This is a genomic window from Wolbachia endosymbiont (group A) of Ischnus inquisitorius, from assembly GCF_964026985.1.
In the GTDB taxonomy this organism is placed as follows: domain Bacteria; phylum Pseudomonadota; class Alphaproteobacteria; order Rickettsiales; family Anaplasmataceae; genus Wolbachia; species Wolbachia pipientis.
This window is the reverse complement of record NZ_OZ034715.1, coordinates 870984-896509: the sequence shown is the minus strand read 5'-3', so window position 1 is coordinate 896509 and position 25526 is coordinate 870984. Positions and strand designations below refer to the sequence as shown.

Here is a 25526-nt window from a genome sequence, read left to right as displayed (position 1 = left end):
TTCACTGTGTATTTTTGTTAAAAAAAATGTGTATAGATCATAATGTTGACACTGAGTCTTTATTTAAGTTAGCTGATCAAGAAAATCAGCAAGATAAAGAAAAAATTAAAAAATTTATTAAGTATTTTTATAGTTTTGTTTATAAAAGCGACCTAAAAGCCAATGATAAGTTTTTGCTATATATTGTAAACGATGCTTACAATTTTGTTTCTCAAAAAGAGAAAGATGAAAGTAAGTTAGTAGTAAGCAATATAGATGATATACCAGGAATAGAAGGCGATTTTACCACGATTAAGATAACAAACGATGATATGCCATTTTTGGTTGACTCCGTTATTGCAACTATTAAGTCGCACGATTTAACCATATGCTATTACAGCAACAGCATAATTAACATTAAAAGAAAAGATGGCCTAATAGACGAGATTTACTCTTTGGAAGAAAGCAATGGAGTCAAAGAGTCAGTCATATATGTAATTATCAAAGGTATAAGTGACAGCTTTGTTGATACATTAAAAGAATCTCTACAGAAAACGCTGAAAGCGGTTAATTGCGTTGTGAAAGATTGGCACTTAATGCTCAAGAAACTTGATGAGGCAAGTCTTTCTGTCATCCCAGCTGGGATCCAGGAAAAGGACACGTGGATTCCAGTGTCACGCACTGGAATGACACCAGACCGAAATCAAGAGCAAAAAGATTTTCTAGTTTGGTTAAAGAATAATAACTTCGTATTTCTAGGTTATCAAGAATATATTGCTGGTAAAGATGAAAAACTCGTCTGTGACAGCAAAAAGGACCTTGGCCTGATGAGAGTAGGTCAAAGTACGTTGATTCCTTCTGCAAACCTTGATTCCCTATACATATTGAGATCAGATCTAATCTCAATAGTCCATCGGCGTACATACATGAATTGTATAGGAGTAAAAGAATTTGATGACCAGGGTAATGTGGTAAAGGAACGGCGTTTTTTCGGGCTATTTACTTCTGTAGCGGAGGTCCAAGATATTAGAACTATTCCAATAATAAGAGATAAAGTTAAAGTTATAGAAAAAAATGCAGGGTTTGTAACCGGGGGCCACAATAACAAAGCTCTAATTTATATTTTACAAGTATTCTCATGTGATGAATTGTTCCAGTCTAATGAGGAAGAATTATTTCAAATTTGTACTTCTATTATGTCCCTTGCAATAAGACCAAGAGTCAAGTTATGCTTAAGAAGTAAGGGAGCGTTTACTAGTTGTATAGTGCTGATACCGATGCGTTATGCTAGCTCCAGGCTAATGCTCAAGATAAGCAATATATTGAAGGATGAGATAAATGCAGAAAGTTCAGATATTTATAACCACCACATTATAAACGAATATGACTTAATGAAATTGCACGTGGTGCTAAAGGCTAAAAACGCTAGTGTTCCTGATGATGAAGTTTTGCGTATCGAAAACAAATTAAGGAACATTACGGAAAAATGGGAAGATCGTTTTATAGACAATTTATATAATACTTTTAGCACTGTTGAGGATATATTCATCCGTTATTGCAAGGCATTTCCAATAAGCTATCAAGAGAGTTTCGAACCTCATGACGCATATTACGATATGAAAAAATTGGAGATAGTGAGGAAAAAAAGAGTTAGCGAGGTCGATTTAAGACTTACTCGTGACAATCTTAATTATCAATTAAAGGTTTACACTTCGAGCAATGGAGGTCTTGAATTATCGAAGATATTAAGAATTACTAAGAATTTGGGAGCTAAGATTCTATCTCATAATGGCTATTACATAGAAATTAACGGCGGAATATGGATACACCATTTTGTGTTGTCAAGAGTCGATGAATTAATAGACAACATTACTCTAAAAGAGCAATTTGAAATAACACTTGCGAAAGTGTTTAGCAAGGAAATTAAAAATGACTATTTCAATAGTTTGATCATTATTGCTGGGCTCAAGTGGAAAGAAGTGCTTCTGGTTAGAGCGTTAAGTGCTTACCTAAAGCAGACGTCATTTAACTACAATCCAGAATATATCCAAAAGGTAGTCTCAGAGCATCCAAAAATAGTAAAGTATTTGATACAACTATTTCATGCAAGATTTGATCCTAACATAGACATTGATAGAGCAGAAACTGCGGACATTGTCAGAGAAAAAATTGAGGAACTTCTAAAAGAGATCAGCAATGTTTCACATGATTACGTTTTGCGCTCGATATTTAACTTGATAATGGCTATTTTAAGGACCAGTTATTATCAAGACGATAAACCATATTTATCTACAAAATTTGACTCAAGTAAAATAAATGGTTTACCTGATCCTCGTCCGTATCGTGAATTGTATATTTATTCAAACCTTTTTGAGGGAATACATCTAAGAGGAGGGAAATTAGCCCGTGGTGGCTTAAGGTGGTCGGATAGGACGGAAGATTTTCGCACTGAAGTTTTGGGGCTCATGAAAGCTCAGATGACAAAAAATGCGGTTATTGTCCCTGTTGGTGCAAAGGGTGGGTTTGTAATAAAGCAAGCTTATAAAGATAAGAATATTTTAAGAGAGAAAAGTGTTGAGTGCTATAAGAGTTTTATCAGAGGAATGCTTGATATTACTGATAACGTGGTTGATGGTAAAATAATTCCACCAGAGAATGTGATTAGGTATGATGAAGATGATCCATATCTCGTGGTTGCTGCTGATAAAGGAACTGCTTCATTTTCTGATTATGCCAACCAGATAGCCTCTGAATATAACTTTTGGCTTGGCGATGCATTTGCATCTGGTGGATCAGTAGGTTACGACCATAAGAAAATGGGTATTACAGCAAGAGGTGCATGGATTGCAGCACAAAGGCATTTTTGGAAAATGAATAAGGATATTTACCAGGATGCAACTGTTATTGGAATTGGAGATATGGCTGGCGATCTATTTGGAAACGGTATGCTGCTTTCAAAAAATATACATTTAATCGGCGCATTTAACCATATGCATATTTTTGTTGACCCAAATCCTGATGCAGAAAAGAGTTTCACAGAACGTAAACGTCTCTTTAAGTTACCATTTTCAACCTGGATGGATTATAACAAAGATTTGATCTCTCAGGGTGGCGGGGTATTTGAGCGTAGCAGCAAGCAAGTAAATCTTTCTCAAGAAATGAAAAAATGCTTTGATATAACAGAAGATATGCTACCTCCAAGTGATTTGATTAGATATCTGTTGAAAGCAAAAGTGGACTTCATATGGAATGGAGGAATTGGCACGTTTGTTAAGGCAAAGAGTGAAAATCATAGCATGGTCGGTGACAAAGCAAACGATGAGCTGAGAGTAAATGGTAAGGATATTAGAGCTTCTATGTTTATAGAGGGTGGAAATCTTGGTTGTACACAGCTTGGAAGAATAGAATATGCTGAAAGAGGTGGATATATCAATGCAGATTTTGTTGATAATTCAGCCGGAGTGATATGTTCAGACCTTGAAGTTAACATTAAGATTGCATTTGTTTCAGCTATGAAAGCAGGGGGTATTTCTTTAGGAAAAAGGAATGAAATACTGGCAAGTATGGTGGATGAAGTTGCATCCAAAGTGCTTGAGAACCACAACAAAATTGAAACAAAAGCATTACTTCTTGAGTGTTTGCAAGCTAAAGAGAGATTGGAGCAGCACCACAGGTTACTGCTCAGTTTAGAAAAATCTGGGCTGTTAAACCGAAGCGTAGAATTTCTTCCAACTGAAGAAGAGATAGCAAGGATGTTAACTGGTGCAGAAGGTTTCAGTTCTCCTCAGCTCTCTGTTCTAATGTCTTATGCTAGAACAGCAATAAAAAATGAAATTATACATTCCGATCTGTCTGAAAAAGATCTTATATCTCATGACTACTTGCTAGGTTATTTTCCTAAAAAGATGGTAACAAAGTTTAAGGATTTCATATTAAAACACCAACTTCGTAGAGAAATTATCTCTACTTGCATTGCAAATGATGTAGTGAATAGAATGGGCTGTATATTCATCAATAATTTGGCTGAGAACACTGGAATTAAGATACAAGAAGCGGTTAACATATATATTGTTGTTAACCACCTGTATGATTTAAACAGCCTGTGGCAGAAAATTGATGAATTGGATGGAAAAATTGATGTTAACTCATACTTACAAATAGTGAGGAACGTGCAGAAATTTATTGGCAGAGTATCGTTTTGGTTAGTAAAAAATCTTAGCTTTGTAGAATTGGATGATGTTACAAAATTTAAAGATGCAATTGAAACTTTAGGCCATGATGTTTTAGATGAACACCTGTTAAAGGTCTATAATCATGGATACACTTCTTTAGTGGAACTTAATATAGATAAAGATCTAGCAAAAAAAATTGCTGACCTGTGCGTTCTTACTTATGCACTGGATATTATATCTGTTGCTGAACAGACATCTTTGTCCATTCTTGATGCTGGTAAAATATACTTTGAGTTAAAGTCGCTGTTAAGATTCGATCTGATTAGAACAATTGCCATCAAGATGAAAAGCCGCTCTTCTTATTGGGATCGCAGCTTAGTTAATGATTTATTGGACGATTTAAGCAATTACCATCACAAGCTAACTGTTAAAGTCATAAAAGCTACTGATAACCCCGAAGATAAGGTTCAAACCTGGGCTTGTAATGATAAGGACTACATAGAACGTTATAATAGTTTTTTAGATGAGATGGTTGCTTCTAAACTTGATTTAAGCAAATTAATATTTATAATCAGAAGGATTAAAGTACTTGCTTCATAGGAAAATGTTCAATATAGGTCTTTTAGAAATTTTAGTTGTAGCTTTAGTGAGCATAATTGTTCTTGATAAAAATAAGGTACCTGTATTTATTGATTTTATTAAGACTATATATAGGTATTTTATAATTGTAAAGTTAAAAGCTAGGAGGTTATTGAAGGATGCCGGAATTGAAGACTTATATAAAGAATGTAATGCTGAGAAAGTAAATTACATAATTGGTAAAAATGGTAAGCTTTATCCTACTTATGATATAGATAATACATCTAAAGATAATGACAGCAAAGATTCTGGTAGTAGATGATGTACTATCTAATGTCAAGCTTTTAGAAGCTCGACTAAAAGCAGAGTACTATACGGTTATCGTAGCTCATGATGGTGAAGAAGCTATAGATTTAGTAGCAAAGCAGCAGCCTGATATTATATTACTTGATATCATGATGCCAAAGATGAATGGCTTTGAAGTTTGTAAGGAGCTAAAAAATGATCCCTTGACAACCCATATTCCAATAATTATGGTAACTGCGCTGCATGATACTCATGATAGAGTGCAAGGTATTAATGCTGGCGCGGATGATTTTCTGACTAAACCAATAAACGAAACTGCTTTATCTGCACGAATTAAGTCTCTCACACGCTTAAAGATGATTATCGATGAATTGCGTTTGAGAGGAGAAACTAACGCTGAGATTGGTGGAGTCGCAGGAAACAGTATTATGGATTATTCCAATCAGATTTTTGATGCTAACATACTTGTTATAGATGAGGATGTTCATCAAGCAGAGCAGATATATAATATATTAAAGCAACGCTTTAGGTCAATTAAAATACTGAGTGATCCAATGGAAGCATTGAAGGTTGGTATTGAGAATGGTTACGACCTGATCATTTCTGATATGCAATTTTCAAAAACTGACGGCTTGCGTTTGTGTTCTGAGTTTCGTAGTAAGGTGGAAACACGTTATACACCAATTCTGATTCTTTCTGAGGATTATGATAAAAACAATTTAGTAAAAGCACTTGATGTAGGTGCTAATGATTATTTAACAGTACCTTTGGATGAGGGTGAGCTAATAGCAAGGGTTAATTCGCAAGTAAAACGCAAAAGATATCAAGATGCCTTGAGAATGAATTTATTTAATAATGCGGAAATGTCTATAAAGGACCCATTAACTAACTGTTATAATAGAAGATATTTTGATGCACACTTAAGAAACATTGTTAAGGACTCTGTGGAAAAGGATAGAAGGTTGTCTCTTATGATACTTGATATAGACTATTTTAAGATAGTGAATGACAGTTTTGGGCATAGTGCTGGAGATGAACTTTTAAAGCAAATACAGAAAAGAATTTCTGAAAATATCAGAGTGACAGATTTACTAGCTAGGTTTGGTGGTGAGGAGTTTGTTGTTGTAATGCCAGATACCAATGTATCAGATGCGTATACTGTTGCGGAGAGAATACGAAAAATTATTGCTAAAAAACCTTTTATACTTGCGGATAAAAATACAACCCACGATGTAACTGTGAGCATTGGAATTGCAGAAATGCAAGAATCTGACCTTGACAATATTAAAGAATTTATAGTACGTGCCGACAAATATTTATATAAAGCAAAAAACAGTGGTAGAAATAGAGTGGTTACTGGCTATAGCTAAAGTGGCTTAAGTTTGCCGACAACCGTCATTCCGCTACTAGTTAGCGGAATCTATGCTGAGATACCGCGAATGAATCGCGGTATGACGGTTCGCGGCAGCATGACGATAAGGTTTATACCTTGTCATTCCAGTGCTTGACACTGGAATCCAGTTTTCCATATAATCTCATCGAAAACGTTGTAACCACTTTCCATGCTAGTTTGCTTGTTCACAAGCAAACTTTTCTGGATCCCAGTGTCTGGGCACTGGGATGACATCATAGGGGCGCTGGGATGACACCCTGACAACCGTCGTCCCGCTGCTTGTTAGCTGGATCTATGCTAAGAGATACCGTGAATAAATCACGGTATGACGGTTCGCGGTGGCATGACGATAAGTTCTTCATCCCGCTACTTGTTAGCTGGATCTATGCTAAGAGATACCGCGAATGAATCGCGGTATGACGTAGGACTGCTAAAATTAAAGCGACAACATGAGGTTTCTCAGCTCTGGAAATTTCACGTTTAACTGCAAAAATAGATACTTATTTAAAAAATATCCTGTGACTTTCAGTCCTAACTGAAATTCTTGGAATGAGTAGCTGTTTTGTAGGTTATTATTGTATACATCATGTAACATTTGTGGAAAAGGTAGGAGTTTATCTGCATAATAATCTCCTACTTTTTTTGACACTGCTCTACCAGTTTTTGGAGAAATAAATTGTAAATTTTCCTTAACACCTGTTACAGCGCATTTGGATAAGTCTAACTTGAATCCCAATTGCGTAAGAAGCAGAAGCTCTAAGTTAAGATAATGGCTTTGCCAAGACTGATTGTTGTGTTTAATTACATCGATGAAATATCGAAAATTGTCATACAGCATGGCACAGGGTTCACTTTCTGGAAGCACTTTTTCTAAAATAGAGGAGAAAGAAACAATAGTAATGCTTTTTAACCTATCTTGAAAGAAATGATGGAATGGAGATTCGATTAATTCGCACTTAAAAAAACCTAGATTTTCAGGTAACTTAGCACTCCATTCTGCATGTAATAGATTACTTATCTGAAACTTATAATTGCTATTGTTTGTTAGCTTAGTTAATCCCCTGCGCTTTCCATGATTTTTTGTAAACAGAGAAAGAATTAAGTTTTTATCGCCGTATTTTTTAGCAGCTATAATGATGCCTTCATCTTTCCATCTCATTTAGAGTGTATTGACCGTATGATATATAGGATAGTGCACCTAGAGCGTGTAATCCATAAAAATCACTTACTCCGTTACTGTTTGCTTCCAAAGTTTCAAGGCTATGAGAGAGTAAGTTATTGGCTGCCACTCTTCTTCCTGAGCCTGATGCATTTCATACTGAGCTTTTGGTTTGCTAAATAATTGTTTGAATGATTTTAGTAACATTACTTTTCCTCGTCTGAAATTTTGGATAATTCAGCTTCTAATTCTTCTATCGTCGGTAAAGCTGTTTTTATGTTCTCTGGTAGATTTTCAGTTATTCGATATTCTGCTAGCCCTATTGGCTTGTTCATGTCTCGGAGTGTATATTTAGCAAGTACATCGTCTTTAGATTTACATAAGATTAACCCTATAGAAGGTTGATCTGTCGAGTGCTTCAGTAAATCATCAACTGCAGAAAGATAAAAATTCATTTTACCAGCATATTCCGGCTTAAAATCCTTATCTTTTAGTTCAATCACTACGAAGCAACGTAACTTTAAATGATAGAATAATAAATCAATATAAAAGTCTTTATTACCAACATCTAAATGAAATTGTCTACCAACAAATGCAAATCCTTCACCGAGTTCTAACAGAAATTTTTCCATATGCCCTACGAGTCCTTTTTCTACTTCTCTTTCATGAGCATCCTTACCTATACTTAAAAAATCAAAAATATACGGATCTTTTAATGTGTAATGTGCTAGATCGGATTGTGGAGATGGTAATTTTTCTTTAAAATTAGTTATTGCTTTTCCTTGACGTTTATGTAGTCCAAGTTCTATCTGCATCACCATAATGTTACGTGACCAGCCATGTTCAATAGCTTTTTTTACATAAAATAATCTTATTTCATGACTTTCTATTTTTTCCAAAAGAGTGATATTGTGATACCAAGTTAATTGTGCAAGAGGCTCCTGCACAAATTCAACATCAGGATATTCTTCGGCAAACTTACGCATATACTTCAGATTTCTCATGCTAAAGCCTTTCATTTCTGGAAATGTACTTCTCAAATCCTTACTTAATTGATCAATTACCTTAGCTCCCCAGGTATGTTCTTTTTGGCGTTTTAGGATCTCTGTACCAATATGGTGGTAAAGCAAAATAAGCTTACTATTTACTGCAAGTGCTGCTTTATAACGGTTTGTTGCAATATGATCCTTCAATTGCTCTAAAAATTCTGTATATTCTTTTGCTATAATTTTTGTCATACGGTTCCTTTTAATCCATTATACAATTCCTTTGTCTGTCGAGAAGACAATCTTCCGCTTGCCTTCAGCTTTGAAGGGATTCCTTATTGACTTCAAACTCGTCCATCAACTAAAATATATTGACTTTACGTGCAATATTAGCTTTAAACCAGTAAAACAAGCTGCTTAACATATGCGTTTTTTCTATTCGAATTATATTCTTTTTTTGTCTTTATGTTGTTTTTTGCTTTTTTCGTTATCTTCAACAAAAGCCCAAACGAATGATACGTTAGCTGTTCCTATACCACAAAGGAAAAAAGAAATAGTTGAGCACACTGTTGTAGCACAACCGAGGCAAATTATCGAAATGCAAGAAGAAGTCATTATTAACGAGGGTAAAGAATTCATTCCAATTCCAAAAAGAAAAAAAAGTGTAGAGAAAAAACTAAGAAGGGATGTTAGAGGGGCAAAAAATGAAATAGGAAACGAAAAAAGCGTTGAGAGCAAAAAGGATGAATTAGTTGTAACAGAAATTATTAACTCTATAAGAGACAAGCTCACAAAATGCTGGAGCATTCCTGAAAGCATAGCTTACAAAGAAAATTTTAATATAAAAATTAACTTATTGTTATCCAGTCAAGGCGAGATAATTATGGCGGATGTAGCAGACAGTGATTCCTATCGAAATAATCCACTTTTCAGGTCGATAGCAGATAATGCAATGCGTGCAGTATATAAATGTAGCCCATTGACCGGCTTGCCTACTCAGCACCACCACATTTGGCGTGAAGTAACACTAGATTTTATTCTATAGCTAAAGTAATTCTATAATTTAATAAGCCCACTGTATCCGTTCAGGATAGCAGCAAGGTAGTATAACCATAGAGTAAAAGTGAGTTTACAACAAATGGTGTCATCCCAGTGCTTGACACTGGGATGGCTTTGTTGCATCGCTACTTATGAAAGGCTAACTATAGTTAGGATTATAAGCAACCTATTGAAAATCTTGTTTTTTTGCAATCAATCTGATCAAATTTAAGAATAGTAATTTGTTATTTATATTAATAAATTTAATTCTATTGAAAATAGCTAAAGCATTGAAATTCTTGAATTTTAGCCGGATTGGTAAATGGTAGTGAAATTTCTTTTACTCAAATTTAGGTATTCATTGACCGTTCTTGTTATAAATACCAGAATAATAAGCTACTGATATTCCCTATCTTTTTTATCTTTAATCCATCATAGCTAGCGATGCAACAAAGCCCACTGGGATCCAGTTTTCTTTACAAATTCACCAAAAGTGCTTCATTCTATAACGCAAAACCCATACTTACCAAACCCAATGCATTACTTGCAATTAAGTTTCCTGGATCCAAGTAGTCTGGGCACTGCCGTCATAAAGGAACTAGTGTCAGCTACTTTCATGACACCCTTCTGGTAGGCCCAAATCGCAATGTTCGTACAGTTATGGAATGAACCGCGGTATGACGTAGGAAGATCTGAGCAAACTTTCAATCAGAAACAGCCAAAGATCTCTCTAAGATGTCAGTTTCTTTTGTATCTTCAACTTTACCGTCCTGGTCGAATGAAATTTGCAGAGACTTACTACTATACTTCCTTTTTCCTAAAAAATTGGCTTGTTTAATTTTATATGAGACATAGTACCAAACATTGTCATCGAACTTTGATACTAATGTTGGTGATCCTAAAGTGTGAACCACTTTTTCTTTATCGTCACCTACTTTTATCTTGCTCCACAATTCAACACTAATGCCAGGAGCTCCGTGATTGTGAATAGTGTGAGTGCAGCTCACTGTAAATAATAAAATAAAAGATATTAATACTCGCATTTCTGTTGATAAATTACTTGAAGCTATAATACACTAATAAATTATCTGCCGTCAAATTTCAAAAAAGTTAAATTGACTGATTCTCAATATCACTTAATATAATATTTACTTTAGAAAATAATAGGTGTCTTATGTCATTGTTAGAAGCAGATCCAATATACAAACCTTTTAATTACCCTTGGGCGTATGATGCGTGGCTGCAGCAACAAAGAATCCATTGGATACCTGAAGAAGTTCCGCTCGCTGATGACGTGAAGGATTGGAAAACTAAACTTTCAAGTGTAGAAAAAAATCTACTAACCCAGATCTTTAGATTTTTTACTCAGGCAGACATTGAAGTAAATAACTGCTACATGAGGCATTATTCAAATATATTTAAGCCAACAGAAATATGCATGATGCTTGCAAGCTTTTCCAATATGGAAACCATACACATTGCAGCTTATTCTTATCTTTTAGACACAATTGGCATGCCAGAAAGTGAGTATCAAGCATTTTTAAAGTATGATGCTATGAGAAAGAAATATGAATATATGTTGGAATTCGAGGAAAGCAAAAAACACGATAAAAAACATGTAGCTAAAACTCTAGCAGTGTTTGGTGCATTCACTGAAGGGTTGCAGTTATTTGCATCATTTGCAATTTTGCTCAATTTCCAACGTTTTGGAAAAATGAAAGGAATGGGGCAGATAATCGCCTGGTCAGCCCGTGATGAAACTTTGCACACCAATTCAATTATCATGTTATTTAATACATTTATTAAAGAGAATAATGAAATTTGGGACAACGAGTTTAAAGAGGAATTATATTCTGCATGTCGCACCATCGTTGAACTTGAGGACGAATTCATAAAGCTTGCCTTTGATTTAGGAGATGTTGAAGGACTATCCGCAGAAGAAGTGCGCAATTACATACGCTACGTAGCAAACAGACGGTTAATGCAATTAGGTCTTGAGTCCATATATGATGTCAATGATAATCCTATTCCGTGGCTTGATGAAATACTAAATGGCGTTGAACATACGAATTTCTTTGAAAATAGAGTAACAGAGTATAGCCGCGCAGCAACTCAAGGCACGTGGGAAGAAGCTTTTACTGAAAATGACACGAATAATAAGTGAATGCTAATTTCACTCTTTTTTGTCATTCCACTTTCATTACACCATTTGCTGTGCAGTTTAGACAGTTTTGCTTTACTTAACAACTAACTTACCATATATATGTCCATAGGACATTGGTATATAAGAACGTGCTACAACTATTAATCTTACTCACGGTCATCACTTCAGCTGCATTCTTTGGTCATTTAGCTCCAATGGAAGTAAAAACCTTCTTGTACTCAACGAGCCTTAGTATAAAAGAGGTTTTGCTATTTATAATGCCTTTTATTATTTTTGCGTTAATCTTTAGCAGTGTTAACAATCTTAAGCAGTCAGCTATAAAGTTCATATTGTTACTTATTATAATGATCTTCTTATCGAATCTGGCTTCAAGTTTAATAGCTTATTCTGTTGGGCATTTTATCATACAAAACACTTATTCAATACAAGATATAACGTATGAAGAAACAATTGTTCCCTTATGGTCGTTTAGACTGCCTGCATTGCTTTCTAATTTTTATGCCCTTGCTTGTGGATTTGTGTCCAGCATAGTAGTGTCCACACTGCTACCCAAAAAAAGCAGAGAGCTTTCGAACAAAATGTTAGATTTAACTCTCTTTATTTTGAAGACGTTTTTGACGCCGATTATTCCAATATTTGTACTTGGGCTTGCTTTAAAAATGCAGCATGATCAAGTTTTATCTATAATATTTAAGGATTACTCAATAATTTTCATTATTATAGCATCTGCAACCTACCTTTATGTTTTCCTCTTATATGGAGCAGCAAATTCATTCAAGATCACAAGCTGGATAGCTAGTATAGGCAATATGATACCGGCATTTATTACTGCAATGAGCACAATGTCTAGTAATGCAACTATGCCGCTTACTCTTGAAGGAAGCAAAAAAAATGTAAAGCAACCTGACATAGCATCGTCTGTTGTGCCAATAACTGCTAGCTTTCATTTAGTAGGTGATTGCTTTTTTATTATAATATTATCAATGATAATTGCCTCCGGTTATTCATTGTGCACAACAGACTATGTAACTTTCCTTCTCTATTTTTTGTTATTTAAGTTTGCTATCGTGGCAGTTCCGGCAGGAGGAATTATGGTAATGCTACCTATTCTTGAGAAATACCTCAAATTTTCTCCAGAAATGCTTTCGTTAATCACAGCACTGTATATAGTGTTTGATCCAATAATCACTTCAGCAAACGTTATGGGTAATGGTGCCTTTGCTATAATGTTTACAAAACTCTATGATAAGCTTAAGTAATGTCTATTTTAGCGATTGATACTGTAGGTATTGGTAGTTCAATAGCAATAGTTGATTATGATGGTAACTGTTTTGTAGAGCACAATTCCGCCAGCAACAATCATGCAGAATCATTTTTTCAAATTCTGAATACTTTGTTTGATAAGCACAACTATAATTATGATAAAATAGATCATTTAGTGGTAGTAGTTGGACCAGGAAGTTTCACTGGAATTAGAGTTGGTATATCAGCTGCACAAGGTATAAATCTTGCTACAAATAAGCCATTATACGGAGTTAGTGCGCTGGAAGTTCAAGCCTACGCAATATCTTTGCTTTGTACGAATAACAAAAAAAATATCAGAGCTATAGTCAAAAATGCTCAAGGGTTTTATACGCAGTTATTTGATTTCAATTTATTGCCACTATCTGCACCTGGATCCCAGTGTCACGCTACAAGCAGTACACATATGGATTGCAATTTAAATGCTAGCCATGCAGGGCTATTAGTCCGTTATAGATTAGAGAACAAGCAAAAATTAAATGAAGTTGAAGCTCTATATTTAAATGAGCCTCAGTATATGAAATCATTATAGACTATTCTTTCGCGTACATGCAATGTTACTAAGCTTGTGCATCTGGTTTACTATCTCTTGAGCTACTTCTTTTATACTCATATCTGAATTTTCTATCTCTATGGCACTTGGTGGTATAAATAAATCGTCAGTCCTAAATTTCTCTACAATGCTATTTAGATTAATCACCTTCCTATTTTTTCTTTGCCTTTTTAATGCAATACGCTTTTGTAATGTCGGTAGATCACACCTAAGTACCACAGGAAGGATTTCTGTGTTCATTTTTTTACTAAGCCTTACTATTGAATCATACATCCTCATGTTCTGGTCATTATTTTCCATCAACTCATCAATAAATATGTAATTTTTTGAGTGAATCGGATAATTTTCTATTACCTGAAGCATAATTTGCATAATGCCATATATTCTATCTTGAACTTCTTTAGGTATTTGATCACGTTCAAAGACACCATCGTATATAGAGCAAGCTTGAACATTGTTATAGAACTTACTATTTACAATTAATGCGTTTATCATATTAGATAATTCTATTGCTGTGGAAAGTTTACCACTTCCCGAAAGACCAGAGAGATATATGAAAAATCCTGCTGGCTGTTTTTTTGTGTTAATATTTACCATATTATTTTCAATCTTGAAACTTACATTTATAATAACATAAAAATGAAGCTTTAAAACATATGAAATATTATATAGAAAATTATTTTTGTAGTTAAGATATTATGTAATTTAAAAACATAAATTCTGTATATAAACTCTATAATAACGATAACTATTTTTAAGCAAGCTACAACACAAAAGTGTTTGGTATTCAGAAAGCAAGACAGAGTGGCATAGACTTATTAGTTTACTACAAGTCTCTTTTCGCGTATAAACCTTCAGAAGATTCTAACAGAGGATTGTGTTGTTAACAAAGAGCAGAGTAAAAAGGGATCTAGTCTATGCCTATCATATTTTGTCCTACCTTAAGTTCGATGATCATACATATACTCACCTTTCAGTGCGTTCTGAAGATCAAAAGTCGTTTTATATTTATCCGTTTGGTATGCGTTTTGATGAAGTAGATGAACGTTCGTTAATGAAAGTATCATTTGATGGAGATGTAATTGAAGGCAAAGAATATCAATATAATAGAACTGGCTATATAATTCATGGTTTTGTTTATCAAGCAAGGAAAGATATTCAAGCAATTTTTCACTTGCATACACCTTCTATTGTAGCGGTTTCTTCTCTCAAAGATGGGCTGCTTCCTATAAGTCAATGGGCACTGCACTTTTACAATAAAATCTCTTACCATAATTATAATTCCCTAGCACTTAGCGATACAGAAGGAAAGAGGTTAATAGCTGATCTGAAAGAAAATTTTGTCATGTTAATGCGTAATCATGGATCTATAACGTGTGGTCGGACTATACAAGAAGCAATGTTTTACTCGTATCATTTAGAACAAGCGTGCAAAACTCAATGTTTAACGTTAGCAATGAATAAGGAGTTATCAATTCCAAGTGAAGAAATTTGCTCAAAAGCTGTAAAGGATCTCCTATCTTTTGAAAGCAATCTTGGTGAGAGGGATTGGCACGCATGGGTTAGACTAATTAAAAGTAAGTTGTAAGAGACTTTCGCACTACTATCTGTCATCCAAGTAGTGACCTTACCCAGAAAAAGTAGAGAGAAAGTTAAGACGTTTTTGGAGTAAAATAAAACGTTTTTTCAAAATATGACAAATAGAAGAGAATATACAGCAGAATTCAAATTAGAAGCTGTTAAGCTGGTTAAAGAAACAGGTCAAGCAAGTACAAAAATAGCAAAAGATCTAGGTATAGATGGCAGTATGTTAAGTAAGAAAATATGATGGAAAAATGTCTGGAGCATACGCATTTCCAGGCAAAGGCTCCTTATGACAAAGAAAGATTTGATCTAAAAAAAGAGCTAATAAGAGAAAGAGACATCTTAAAAAAAGCCCTGGGCAAAGAAAAAGAGTAAAGTATTCTTTTATATAGAAATTGCTATAAAACACAGGAACTATGTAGGGTTTTGTACTGGTGGTATGGGTTGCTAAGGAAAAAAGCAGTAAAGAATTAGCAAAAGAAGGGCTTCTAGCAGATATTCAAAAAATACATCAAGCTTCTAAATGCAGATATGGAGCCCCTAAAATTCACGCTGAATTAAAAGCTTTAGGCAAAAATTAAAACAGTACAAAGTGTTATGCAAGAAAATGGCATTAAAGCCAAGTTTAGACGAAGGTTCAAAAATAAAAAACAGCAAATAAGCAACCGAGTTGTGGCTCCGAACACATTGGATCAAAATTTTACTACTGATCAGCCAAATAAAGTTTGGGATTACCTACATAAAAACTAAAGAAGGTTGTTGGCGGCAATAATTGACCTATATTCACGCATGGTGGTTAATGAGTAACATGATAATTAGTTATAGATTCTTTATTGATGGCCGTTGATAAACGCAAACCCGATAAAAATCTGCTGTTACATAGCGATCAAGGGTCACAGTATACCTCTCAAAATTACCAATTTCTATTGAATACAAAAAACATCATTTCCAGCATGAGCCATAAGGGCTGTTGTTACGATAACTCTGTTGCAGAAAAGTTCACTTAAAAGGGAGCTGCTTATTGATACTTCTCGCTCAACAAACCAGAACTGCCATATTTGAATACATAGAAATCTTTTGTAACAAATAACGTAGACATTCTACTATTAACTATTGCATTCCTGCACAATTTATTCTCATGATAAAAACGTCTTAACTTTCTCTCTACTTTTTCTGGGTAAGGTCACCTCTTTAGGTGCTCCTTTTTTCTTTCTTATACACACAAAAATCATATAGAATTGTAAATACAGCTTTTTTATTCTGATGCTTTTCAATTCTATAGCTCTGGTTGTCTCTCTATTACTATTTTTCTACATTATCGTAAAAAAACTGAGCGAAAAGAAAGCAAACCTTGAGGGTAATTTATGTAAATTAGAGCAAGAACTTCAAGAAACAAAGCAAACTTTGCTTACGAAGAATGAAGAAATAGTTGATTTAAGGGTCAAAAAAGCAGAACTTGAAGTAACTCTGCAAAAAGAACGTGAGGAAAAGAAAAAGGAAATAGAATTACTAACAAAAGCAGAGGAGAGATTAACAAACACTTTTAAAGCGCTCTCTCTTGATGCTTTGCAGACAAATAACAATAATTTTCTGAACTTAGCAAAGGAAGTAATCGATAGTAAATTAAAAGAAACGGAAAGCGATTTCAAAAAAAGACAAGCAACGATCAACGAAGTTGTAACTCCAATAAAAGAAAAATTAGAAAAATTTGATAATGAAATACGCGAGCTGGAAAAAGAGAGGGTAGGGGCCTATGAAGGTTTAAAGGAGCAAATTGGAGCGCTGATGAACCAAACTTCCAGCCTTGCTAATGCCTTGAGAAAGCCTCACATCAGAGGAAAGTGGGGTGAAATGCAACTCAAAAGGGTGGTAGAAATGGCGGGAATGATTGAATATTGCGATTTTTTTACTCAGCCGTCAGTGGTTGATAAAAACGAGGATAATTTATTGCGTCCTGATTTAATAATCAAAATGCCATCTGGAAAGCAAATAATAATAGATGCTAAAGTGCCGCTTGATTCTTACATGGATGCTATATCACAAAATGATTTGCAAATACAAAAGGAGAAATTAAAGAATCATTCCCTGGCAATAAAAAAACACATAAATGATTTGGGTAAAAAAGAGTATTGGAATCAATTTGAAAATACGCCAGAACTTGTGGTGCTTTTCTTAACAGGGGAGGGGGTTTTTAGCGCAGCACTGGAATATGAGCCTGCTTTGATAGAGATTGGAGTGGAAAAAAAAGTGATCATTGCAACACCGATCACTCTAATTGCGTTGCTGAGAGCAATAGCGTATGGATGGAAGCAAGAGATGATAGCTGAAAACGCAAAGAAAATCAGTGAACTAGGTCATATTTTATATGAGCGCATTTGCACAATGGGTGAAAACTTTGATAATTTGCGCAGGAGCTTAAAAAGTGCTGTTGATCATTATAATAAAACTGCTGGCTCTCTTGAAGCAAGGGTGTTTCCTGCTGCTCGAGAATTCAATAAGCTTGGTATACATGCAAAAAATAAAAGTTTAAGTGCTGCAAAGGAATTAGAGTCTTTACCACGCAGTTTACATACTGAGGAGCTGAAAGTAGATTAGGCATCTTAACAGGGAATGTTCAAAAAAGTGTGTCAAACCAAAAAAAAAGTAATAAATTGATATAAAAAAAATGGAGGTTTGACAATGAGTCAGAAAGTAGTAAACAGAACTACCGGTTTGGTAGATTACAAAGAACTGGAAGCAAATATACTGTCATCAATAAGGGAAGGCAGACCATTAACAGGAAGGGATGGAGCATTTACACCATTTATAAAAAAGCTGCTGGAGGCAAGTTTGGAAGGTGAAATAGAAAATCACTTATTAGCTGAAAGTGAAGAGAGGGTTTGGTTGGAAGAAGTGGAGTAGCGAATGGATATACAAAACGCTGGGTCTATATTCAGACTATAGAATAAGGTATTACAAACCGAAAGCATCACCAGCACAATATGTTATAAACTTTGGTAAAGAATCTGCTAGGAAAGCGTAGTGCGGATGCTGCGTTTGACGAGGCGGGAGCTGGAAACGTTAACATGGGAATTTGGATTGAGGCCTATTGTGAAAACAATGGATCAGCCACCAAACCCTAAAGTAGGCGCGCCAGTTCTTGACCCTACATATTTTTTTGAAGGTTAAATCCAGCTTAGGGTCGAGAAACTTAGATAAAGCCATAGCCAAAGTGTTTAAAAATATTAATATAGCTCTTTCCACAGAAGTCCGGATATGATAAGATTAAGGATAGATGGCGATAAGGAGGTTGGATGCCGGCAGCATATAGTTATGATTTAAGAAAAAAAGCAATGGAAGCACTAGACGAAGGGGAAAGCAGAGAAGCAGTGGCAGCAAGATTTAAAATTGGACGAACTACTTTGTGGGAGTGGCAGCAAAGAAAAAAAGAAACAGGCGACTTTCAGTCAAAAAAACTCGGTAATGGAGGTTACAATCAGAAAATTATCGACTGGAATAAGTTTATCGAATTTGCTAAAAAACACGGTAGAAAAACTCTGTCGGAAATGGCTAAACTTTGGGGCAACGTTAGTATCCAAACGATCCACCGAGCTCTCAGAAAAATTGGATTTACGCGCAAAAAAAGACATATGGATACAAGGAAAGGAACGAAGAAAAACGTGCTGAATTCTTAAAAATTATAGCAACAAAAGAACCAGAAAACTTAGTGTATATAGATGAGTCTGGGATTGATAACACGGAGGACTATCCATATGGGTATTGCCAGAAAGGACAGCGATTTTATGCCCTAAAATCTGGAAAAAAAACTCAACGAATCAGCATGGTTGCAGCCTTAAGTAGAAGAAAGATAGTTGCTCCATTAACATTTGAAGGCCACTGTAATATGGATATTTTTAATGGATGGTTTGAGCAATTTTTGGCACCGATCTTAGAACCTGGACAAACTGTCATTCTTGATAATGCTACTTTTCATAAGTCTGATAAGCTTATCAAGCTCGCTAAAGGAGTCGGTGCAGAAATTTTGTATCTGCCGCCTTATTCTCCAGATTTTAACAAAATTGAGCATCATTGGTTTGCTATAAAAAACAGAGCCAGGAAAAACATTCCTCTATTCGAATCCTTTCGTCGTGCTGTTGATTCTGCCTTCCTATGACCTATTCGGACTATTATGAGAAATGCTATAATTATACACACAATTATTCAACCATATTTTTGAAGATAGCTATGCCGCCGCGGTATCTCTTAGCCGCTAACAAGTAGCGGGATGACGATTGTTGGTAAATCTAAGTCAGTTTAGCTATAGGCAGCAATTTTCTGTATTTATTTTAAATTGAAGGAAGCTCAAATGAAAGATCATGTTTTGCTAAAAATCACAGAATGCAGTCTAACAGTGAACGGTTACGCTTTTGATCAAAAATGTTGTATAGTACACAATCAATTTTTCTGGATCCAAGTAGTCAAGGCACTGCCTTTGTGTTTGAGGCAAAATCGGCTATAACACTTAACATACTGCCTTTGCAAACAAATGTTCGTACAGTTATGTGTCAGCTACTTGCATGACGCCATTGCCTGAACGGGTACCAATGATTACCTATCAATCTCACCAAAAACTATATCGAGTGAGCCAATAATTGCTGCAACGTCAGCAAGCATGTGTCCTTTTGCCATAAAGTCTAAGGCTTGTAAATGCGCAAAGCCAGGTGCTCTTATTCGGCACCTATAAGGTCTATTGGTACCATCTGAAACTATATACACTCCAAACTCACCTTTTGGTGCCTCAACAACTGCGTAAGCCTCACCTTCTGGTACGTGATATCCTTCTGAATAGAGCTTAAAATGGTGAATCAGAGCTTCCATAGATTTTTTCATCTCTGCTCTTGACGGTGGAGAAATTTTTCTATCTTCAGTTTTTATTTGCCCTTCAGGCATTTTCTCTATGCACTGCTTCACCAAACTGATAGATTGCCTAATCTCTGCCATTCTAACTAGATAACGGTCATAACAGTCGCCATTTTGGCCGATCGGTATATCAAAATCTAGTTGATCATATATCTCATATGGCTGGCTTTTTCGCAAATCCCAAGCAAGCCCAGCAGCGCGCAACATTGGGCCACTAAAGCCCCAATCAAGTGCCTGTTTAATTGATATTTCACTAATTCCTACAGTGCGTTGCTTCCATATCCTATTTTCTGTTAAAAGTTCATCAACATCGTCTATATATTTTGGAAATTGCTCTATAAACTTTGCAATATCCTCAATCAAATCTTCTGGAACATCTGCTGCAATTCCACCTGGCCTGATGTAAGCTGCATGAAACCTTGCACCTGAAGCTCTTTCGTAAAATTCCAGTATTTTTTCTCTTTCTTCAAAGAGCCATAAAAGAGGGGTCATTGCTCCAACATCAAGTGCTTGAGAAGAAACGTTCAGTAAATGATTTAGTATTCTCGTCAGTTCACAAAACAAGACACGTAAATACTTTGCCCTAATTGGCACTTCACATTGCAACAATTTCTCCACACAAAGTGAATATGCATGCTCTTGTGACATTGGTGATACGTAATCAAGGCGATCAAAATAAGGCAAAGCTTGAAGATACGTTTTATGTTCTATTAATTTTTCAGTACCGCGGTGCAAAAGCCCAATATGGGGATCTGCCCTCTCGATCACTTCACCATCCATCTCTAAAACAAGACGCAACACTCCATGTGCAGCTGGGTGCTGAGGTCCAAAATTTAACATCATTGTCTTTAGATCGGGCATGTCCAGTAGTTTAAGATATTAAAATTGTATAGGCTAAAGTGCGCTCAAAGTCAATAAACTTCTTGCATAGGCTACAACTATCATTCAATAGAAACAAAAACTTTTACAATGGCTAATAAGTGTTGGTAAAACCAAGTCACTTTAGCTATAGAATGACAAAAAAGGTTTGCATTAGCCAAATTTTTAGTTGAAGTAGCATAAGAGGTTAAAGGAAAAGCTTTGTGTTAATGGATTCATTTCAGGTATAGTATAGATAATACCACAATACTTATAAAATGGATCATGTTGTTAATGCGTATAATAGACTTGACACTCCTATAGTCAGGGGAGAAGGGGCATATCTTTTTGATAAAGATGGTAAAAAATATTTAGATTTTGCTGCAGGTATTTCTACAACTTCTTTAGGGCATTGTCATCCATACATTACAGATAAGCTGAAAGAGCAATCGAGCTCATTATGGCACTGCTCTAACATTTTCACTATTCCCGAGCAAGAAAGGCTTGCCGAGCGTTTAACAACCCTTACTTTTGCAGATAAAGTTTTTTTCTGCTCAAGTGGGCTTGAAGCAACAGAAGCTGCAATTAAGTTTATTCGTCGTTACTTTTATTCAAAAGGGCAAGCAAAACGTAATCGTATTATTACAATTGAAGGAGGCTTTCATGGCCGCAGTATTGCTGCAATTTCTGCTGGAGGCAATGAAAAATCACGCGAAGGTTTTGCTCCGCTCCTTTCTGGTTTTGATAAAGTGCCAAGAAATGACATTAAAGCATTAGAAGAAAAAATCAACAATGAAATAGCTGCTGTATTTTTAGAGCCCATACAAAGCGAAGGTGGAGTATATCCACTAGACGTAGAATATCTTCAAAAAGTAAGGGAAATAACAAAAGCTCAAGGAATAATTTTGTGCTTTGATGAAGTGCAGTGCGGATATGGACGCATCGGTTCTTTATTTCATTATCAAAATGTCGGCATTGAACCTGATATGCTAACCTGTGCGAAGGCTATGGGTAACGGTTTTCCTGTAGCTGCATGTTTAGTGAAAGATTATATAGCAGAAGCAATTACTCCAGGAACTCATGGATCAACCTATGGTGGCAATCCACTTGCCATGACTGTTGGTAATGCAGTGCTCGATATAATGCTAAAAGAAGGCTTTTTTGATCATGTTAAAAGAATTAGTAAATATTTAAAAGAAAAGCTGTTGCTTTTAGCTAAAGAATTTCCTGAGATGATTTTAGAAGTTCGTGGAGAAGGGTTACTAATGGGAATAGAACTAGCAACTCTTGTAGCTGATAAAATTATTAGTCGATCTCTTGATAAAGGTTTAATAATAACTAGGGTTTTAAACAACAAAGTAGTAAGGGTAACCCCACCACTTATCATTGAGGATGAGCATGTGAACGCAGCGTGTAATATGCTTTATGATTTGTTTTTTAAGATTAAAGGTATATAAAATTCGGCAATATAAATTCAGGCTTGCAAATGCCTCTCATAACATGTAAAATTAATTTTATTTTTTATCACAATAACATCGTACTTTAATGGATTGGTTATTGGTCTTAGTATCATCAGCAATTTTTGTTTTGTTAGTTTTATCGTTTTTGTTCTCAGGAGCAGAAATAGGCTTAACCTCAATTAGCCGTTCTCGAGTTAATAAGCTAAAGCTAGACGGTAACAAAAAAGCCAGGGTAATAGATCGCTTATTAAATAGGAAAGAATTGACAATAGGAACGGTATTGCTCGGCAATACAATTATTAATATTACTTGCTCTGCTTTATTTACAGCAATATTTATCAATCTTTTTGGAAATGAGGGCATTCTCCTATCAACAATTATAATGACATTTTGTATTTTATTGTTCTGCGAAGTTCTACCAAAAACTTATGCTATTCAAAATCCTGAAAAATTTGCATCATTTTCTGCTTATTTTGTATTGTTTTTTGTAAAGATTTTTTCTCCATTGACACTAGGTATTCAATTTATTGTTAACCTCATCCTAAAATTATGTGGGCTGCATAAAGATAAGGAAGTGATATCTGCAGCGGATGCAATGCGTAATATGATTACTCTTCACCGCAGTGAAGGAACTATGTTGCAACAGGATTTAGATATGCTAAGCAGCATACTTGATTTGGCTGAGACAGAGATATCACAAATTATGACCCATAGAAGAAACCTATTTTCTCTTGATATAGATCGGAATAAAGAAGAGTTAATAAGAGAGATTTTAACCAGCAGTCACAGTAGAGTACCTTTATGGCAGAAGGAACCAGATAACATTGTAGGTGTAATTCACGTGAAAGCTCTAATAAATGCTTTGCGTGAAAAGAATAATAAAGCGGAAGAAGTTGACATTACCCAAGTTATGTCAAGGCCTTGGTTCATACCAGAAAGTACACCGCTCAGCGTGCAACTTCACAACTTCCGTAAGAACAGGAAACACCTTGCATTTGTTATTGATGAGTATGGAGCACTGCAGGGAATTGTAACTCTTGAGGATATACTGGAAGAAATAGTTGGAGAAATTTCGGATGAACATGATTTGATTACGGAGAATTTTATAAAGAAAATATCTGATAATATGTATCACATAGAAGGAAAATCTACTATTAGGGACATTAACAGGCAGTTATACTGGAATCTCCCTGATGAAGAAGCTACAACTCTAGCAGGTATGATTGTGAATGAAATAGAGCGCATTCCTGACGAAGGCGAGGAGTTTTCCATGTATGGTTTTCGCTTTAAGATTTTAAAAAAAGATAAAAATATTATTACTGTTGTTGAAGTACAAGTAAAAATTGGTAATATTAGTGGCAGCAATTAATTAGTGGAGTTTCATGGAAGATACAGTAAAAATAACGGCTGAAGAGTTGAAGGGTTACATAGAGAGAATCGAAAAACTTGAACAAGAAAAGAGGGATGTGCAAGATCACATTCGTGATGTATATGCAAAAGCCGCAGATGAAGGTTGGGATATAAAAGTGATGAAACAAATTATTAGGCTGAGGAAGATGGATGATGATGACAGAGAGGAACAAGAAATATTGCTTGATACCTATAAACGTGCATTGGGAATGAGCTACGAAGAAGAGTTAAGTGAATAGCAGAATTGTAATTGGAATAAGTGGAGCATCTGGTTCTATTTACGGTGTGCGTATTTTAGAAGCGTTGAAAGACGTCGATTATGAAACTCATTTAGTGATAAGTCGTGCTGGGAAAGTAACTTTAGCTCACGAGATTAAAGAAAAACTTGAAGATATTACATCACTTGCAGATTTTTACTATTCTGAAGAAAAGATTGGAGAAAAAATAGCAAGCGGCTCATTTAAAACCTCAGGGATGATTGTAGCACCATGCTCTATGAAGACAATGTCTGAAATCGCATCAGGTGTTACTTCCAATCTATTGACAAGGGCTGCAGATGTAACGCTAAAAGAAAGAAGAAAGTTAGTTCTTATGGTGCGAGAGTCACCACTGCATCTTGGGCATTTACAAAATATGTTAAAATTAACGGAGATGGGAGCAATTATTGCTCCACCAGTGCCTGCTTTTTATATTAAACCGAAATCGTTGGATGATATTATTAATCATTCTGTTGGCAAAGTATTGGATTTATTTGATATCAAATTACCCGACTTTAAGGAGTGGCAAGGAAGTGACAATTATTATTGATGGTAAAAAAATAGCAAACGACCTATGTGAGAGGCTATCACAAAAAATTGATATTTTAAAGAGAGAGTATAACATTTTTCCTTGCCTGAAAGTAATTCTCATGGGTAGCAATCCAGCAAGTCAGGTTTATGTTCGCAACAAACAGAAAAAAGCAGAATCAATAGGCATAAGTTCTGAGACCATTGTTTTGCCTAATAATATTTTAGAAGATGAATTAATTGAAAAAATCAATGAATTAAATGAAGATCCATCTGTGCATGGCATTTTAGTGCAATTGCCTTTACCAAATCATATTAGTGCAAGCAGAGTAATTAACACAGTAAGTGTTGAAAAAGATGTAGATGGCTTTCATGATGAAAACGTTGGCAAATTAGTTAAAGGTGAAAAAAACTGCCTTATACCTTGCACTCCTAAAGGTTCTTTGCATTTAATTAAGTCAATTGAAGAGAACCTTTCCGGTAAAAACGCAGTGGTAATTGGTAGGTCAAATATCGTGGGCAAGCCAATGTTTTACCTGCTATTGCAAGAAAACTGCACTGTCACCATCTTGCATTCACAAAGCAAGGATTTAGCTGAATATTGCTCTAAAGCGGATATAGTAGTTGCAGCAGTCGGAAAGCCAAATTTTGTTCAAGCAGACTGGATAAAGAAAGGTGCAATAGTGATCGATGTTGGCATAAATAGCGTTAACGTAGGAAAGCTTGTAGGTGATGTTGACTTTGAAGGAATAAAAGGGAAAGCCAAAGCTATGACCCCAGTACCCGGGGGCGTTGGCCCAATGACCATTGCATTTCTAATGATGAACACTGTTATTGCTGCTTGCTTGCAAAAGGGAGTTGATGCTTCTGATTTCATTAGTTGAGGTATGAAGAGGAAA

At 35.3% G+C, this 25526-nt stretch carries 27 protein-coding genes and 1 pseudogene; 21 read left to right on the top strand and 7 right to left on the bottom strand.

Annotated features, from left to right (window positions below):
* The first annotated feature begins 26 nt into the window (after window positions 1-26).
* The 3 genes from AAGD90_RS04600 to AAGD90_RS04590 are packed head-to-tail and all read left to right on the top strand — an operon-like array spanning window position 27 to window position 6406.
* Entirely contained in the window at window positions 27-4751 is a 4725-nt protein-coding gene (locus AAGD90_RS04600) for an NAD-glutamate dehydrogenase (protein WP_341821731.1), read from the top strand.
* A 4-nt stretch (window positions 4752-4755) separates the two neighbouring features.
* Entirely contained in the window at window positions 4756-5052 is a 297-nt protein-coding gene (locus AAGD90_RS04595; protein WP_341821730.1) for a hypothetical protein, read from the top strand.
* Window positions 5024-6406, top strand: a complete 1383-nt coding sequence (locus AAGD90_RS04590) for a PleD family two-component system response regulator (RefSeq protein ID WP_341821729.1) — start codon at window positions 5024-5026, stop codon at window positions 6404-6406. Before AAGD90_RS04595 ends, AAGD90_RS04590 begins: the two co-directional genes overlap by 29 nt.
* A 122-nt stretch (window positions 6407-6528) precedes the next feature.
* Here AAGD90_RS04590 and AAGD90_RS04585 read toward each other — a convergent pair whose 3' ends face one another.
* From AAGD90_RS04585 to AAGD90_RS04570, 4 genes are all read right to left on the bottom strand, one after another.
* Window positions 6529-6663: a hypothetical protein gene (locus tag AAGD90_RS04585; protein WP_264374152.1), complete on the bottom strand. Its 135-nt coding sequence runs from the start codon at window positions 6661-6663 to the stop codon at window positions 6529-6531.
* Between the two features lie 202 nt (window positions 6664-6865).
* On the bottom strand, window positions 6866-7588 hold the full coding sequence (recO, locus tag AAGD90_RS04580; protein ID WP_010082260.1) for a DNA repair protein RecO: 723 nt from the start codon (window positions 7586-7588) through the stop codon (window positions 6866-6868).
* Window positions 7589-7654: 66 nt separating this feature from the next.
* Window positions 7655-7795: a hypothetical protein gene (locus AAGD90_RS04575; protein ID WP_007548500.1), complete on the bottom strand. Its 141-nt coding sequence runs from the start codon at window positions 7793-7795 to the stop codon at window positions 7655-7657.
* Window positions 7795-8826: a YhcG family protein gene (locus AAGD90_RS04570; RefSeq protein WP_038199734.1), complete on the bottom strand. Its 1032-nt coding sequence runs from the start codon at window positions 8824-8826 to the stop codon at window positions 7795-7797. The genes AAGD90_RS04575 and AAGD90_RS04570 overlap by 1 nt, the downstream gene beginning before the upstream one ends.
* Before the next feature lie 172 nt (window positions 8827-8998).
* Here AAGD90_RS04570 and AAGD90_RS04565 point away from each other — a divergent pair, with 172 nt between their 5' ends.
* On the top strand, window positions 8999-9619 hold the full coding sequence (locus AAGD90_RS04565) for a hypothetical protein (protein WP_022626225.1): 621 nt from the start codon (window positions 8999-9001) through the stop codon (window positions 9617-9619).
* Window positions 9620-10316: 697 nt separating this feature from the next.
* On the opposite strand, the gene AAGD90_RS04560 is transcribed toward AAGD90_RS04565, so the two are convergent.
* A complete protein-coding gene (locus tag AAGD90_RS04560; protein WP_006279908.1) occupies window positions 10317-10655 on the bottom strand; it encodes an outer membrane protein assembly factor BamE in 339 nt (112 codons plus the stop codon).
* 131 nt (window positions 10656-10786) lie between these two features.
* On the opposite strand from AAGD90_RS04560, the gene AAGD90_RS04555 reads away from it, so the two are divergent.
* From AAGD90_RS04555 to tsaB, 3 genes are all read left to right on the top strand, one after another.
* Window positions 10787-11776, top strand: coding sequence for a ribonucleotide-diphosphate reductase subunit beta (locus AAGD90_RS04555; protein WP_006280119.1), 990 nt, complete (start codon window positions 10787-10789; stop codon window positions 11774-11776).
* Between the two features lie 128 nt (window positions 11777-11904).
* A complete protein-coding gene (locus AAGD90_RS04550) occupies window positions 11905-13035 on the top strand; it encodes a cation:dicarboxylate symporter family transporter (RefSeq protein WP_341821728.1) in 1131 nt (376 codons plus the stop codon).
* Window positions 13035-13610: a tRNA (adenosine(37)-N6)-threonylcarbamoyltransferase complex dimerization subunit type 1 TsaB gene (gene tsaB / locus AAGD90_RS04545; protein WP_010962437.1), complete on the top strand. Its 576-nt coding sequence runs from the start codon at window positions 13035-13037 to the stop codon at window positions 13608-13610. Before AAGD90_RS04550 ends, tsaB begins: the two co-directional genes overlap by 1 nt.
* On the opposite strand, the gene AAGD90_RS04540 is transcribed toward tsaB, so the two are convergent.
* Window positions 13605-14228, bottom strand: coding sequence for an AAA family ATPase (locus tag AAGD90_RS04540; RefSeq protein WP_010082279.1), 624 nt, complete (start codon window positions 14226-14228; stop codon window positions 13605-13607). The genes tsaB and AAGD90_RS04540 overlap by 6 nt on opposite strands.
* Before the next feature lie 280 nt (window positions 14229-14508).
* Between AAGD90_RS04540 and AAGD90_RS04535 the strand changes: the two genes are divergently transcribed.
* The 9 genes and pseudogenes from AAGD90_RS04535 to AAGD90_RS04500 all read left to right on the top strand — a co-directional run bounded on the left by AAGD90_RS04535 (window position 14509) and on the right by AAGD90_RS04500 (window position 19368).
* Window positions 14509-15219, top strand: coding sequence for a class II aldolase/adducin family protein (locus AAGD90_RS04535; protein WP_265042993.1), 711 nt, complete (start codon window positions 14509-14511; stop codon window positions 15217-15219).
* Between the two features lie 105 nt (window positions 15220-15324).
* Entirely contained in the window at window positions 15325-15459 is a 135-nt protein-coding gene (locus tag AAGD90_RS04530) for an IS3 family transposase (RefSeq protein WP_007548354.1), read from the top strand.
* Complete coding sequence (locus tag AAGD90_RS04525) at window positions 15459-15590, top strand: hypothetical protein (protein ID WP_255322265.1); 132 nt, start codon at window positions 15459-15461, stop codon at window positions 15588-15590. Before AAGD90_RS04530 ends, AAGD90_RS04525 begins: the two co-directional genes overlap by 1 nt.
* A 59-nt stretch (window positions 15591-15649) precedes the next feature.
* Window positions 15650-15796, top strand: a complete 147-nt coding sequence (locus tag AAGD90_RS04520) for an IS3 family transposase (RefSeq protein WP_080717648.1) — start codon at window positions 15650-15652, stop codon at window positions 15794-15796.
* Window positions 15797-15812: 16 nt separating this feature from the next.
* Window positions 15813-15965, top strand: a complete 153-nt coding sequence (locus tag AAGD90_RS04515) for a transposase (protein WP_022626429.1) — start codon at window positions 15813-15815, stop codon at window positions 15963-15965.
* An 86-nt stretch (window positions 15966-16051) separates the two neighbouring features.
* Window positions 16052-16222 carry a DDE-type integrase/transposase/recombinase gene (locus tag AAGD90_RS07235; RefSeq protein WP_080717647.1) on the top strand — a complete coding sequence of 57 codons (171 nt, stop codon included), beginning with the start codon at window positions 16052-16054 and terminating at the stop codon, window positions 16220-16222.
* Window positions 16223-16478: 256 nt separating this feature from the next.
* Entirely contained in the window at window positions 16479-17810 is a 1332-nt protein-coding gene (gene rmuC / locus AAGD90_RS04510; RefSeq protein ID WP_038199773.1) for a DNA recombination protein RmuC, read from the top strand.
* A gap of 84 nt (window positions 17811-17894) precedes the next feature.
* Window positions 17895-18089 (top strand): annotated as a pseudogene (locus tag AAGD90_RS04505) (IS256 family transposase); the annotation flags it as partial.
* A 419-nt stretch (window positions 18090-18508) separates the two neighbouring features.
* A protein-coding gene (locus tag AAGD90_RS04500; protein WP_156518142.1) for an IS630 family transposase occupies window positions 18509-19368 on the top strand; the annotation gives its coding sequence in 2 pieces (ribosomal slippage) (window positions 18509-18833 and window positions 18833-19368; 861 coding nt in all).
* A 434-nt stretch (window positions 19369-19802) separates the two neighbouring features.
* Here AAGD90_RS04500 and AAGD90_RS04495 read toward each other — a convergent pair.
* On the bottom strand, window positions 19803-20975 hold the full coding sequence (locus AAGD90_RS04495; protein ID WP_010962676.1) for an NADH-quinone oxidoreductase subunit D: 1173 nt from the start codon (window positions 20973-20975) through the stop codon (window positions 19803-19805).
* A 275-nt stretch (window positions 20976-21250) separates the two neighbouring features.
* Here AAGD90_RS04495 and AAGD90_RS04490 point away from each other — a divergent pair, with 275 nt between their 5' ends.
* The 5 genes from AAGD90_RS04490 (at window position 21251) to folD (ending at window position 25511) form a co-directional block, all read left to right on the top strand.
* A complete protein-coding gene (locus tag AAGD90_RS04490) occupies window positions 21251-22429 on the top strand; it encodes an aspartate aminotransferase family protein (protein WP_006280246.1) in 1179 nt (392 codons plus the stop codon).
* Window positions 22430-22517: 88 nt separating this feature from the next.
* Window positions 22518-23801 carry an HlyC/CorC family transporter gene (locus AAGD90_RS04485; protein WP_010962674.1) on the top strand — a complete coding sequence of 428 codons (1284 nt, stop codon included), beginning with the start codon at window positions 22518-22520 and terminating at the stop codon, window positions 23799-23801.
* Window positions 23802-23814: 13 nt separating this feature from the next.
* Window positions 23815-24081, top strand: a complete 267-nt coding sequence (locus AAGD90_RS04480; protein ID WP_010082293.1) for a DUF2312 domain-containing protein — start codon at window positions 23815-23817, stop codon at window positions 24079-24081.
* Entirely contained in the window at window positions 24074-24649 is a 576-nt protein-coding gene (locus tag AAGD90_RS04475; protein ID WP_010082294.1) for a UbiX family flavin prenyltransferase, read from the top strand. The genes AAGD90_RS04480 and AAGD90_RS04475 overlap by 8 nt, the downstream gene beginning before the upstream one ends.
* On the top strand, window positions 24633-25511 hold the full coding sequence (gene folD / locus AAGD90_RS04470) for a bifunctional methylenetetrahydrofolate dehydrogenase/methenyltetrahydrofolate cyclohydrolase FolD (protein WP_209472766.1): 879 nt from the start codon (window positions 24633-24635) through the stop codon (window positions 25509-25511). The genes AAGD90_RS04475 and folD overlap by 17 nt, the downstream gene beginning before the upstream one ends.
* Window positions 25512-25526 lie beyond the last annotated feature (15 nt).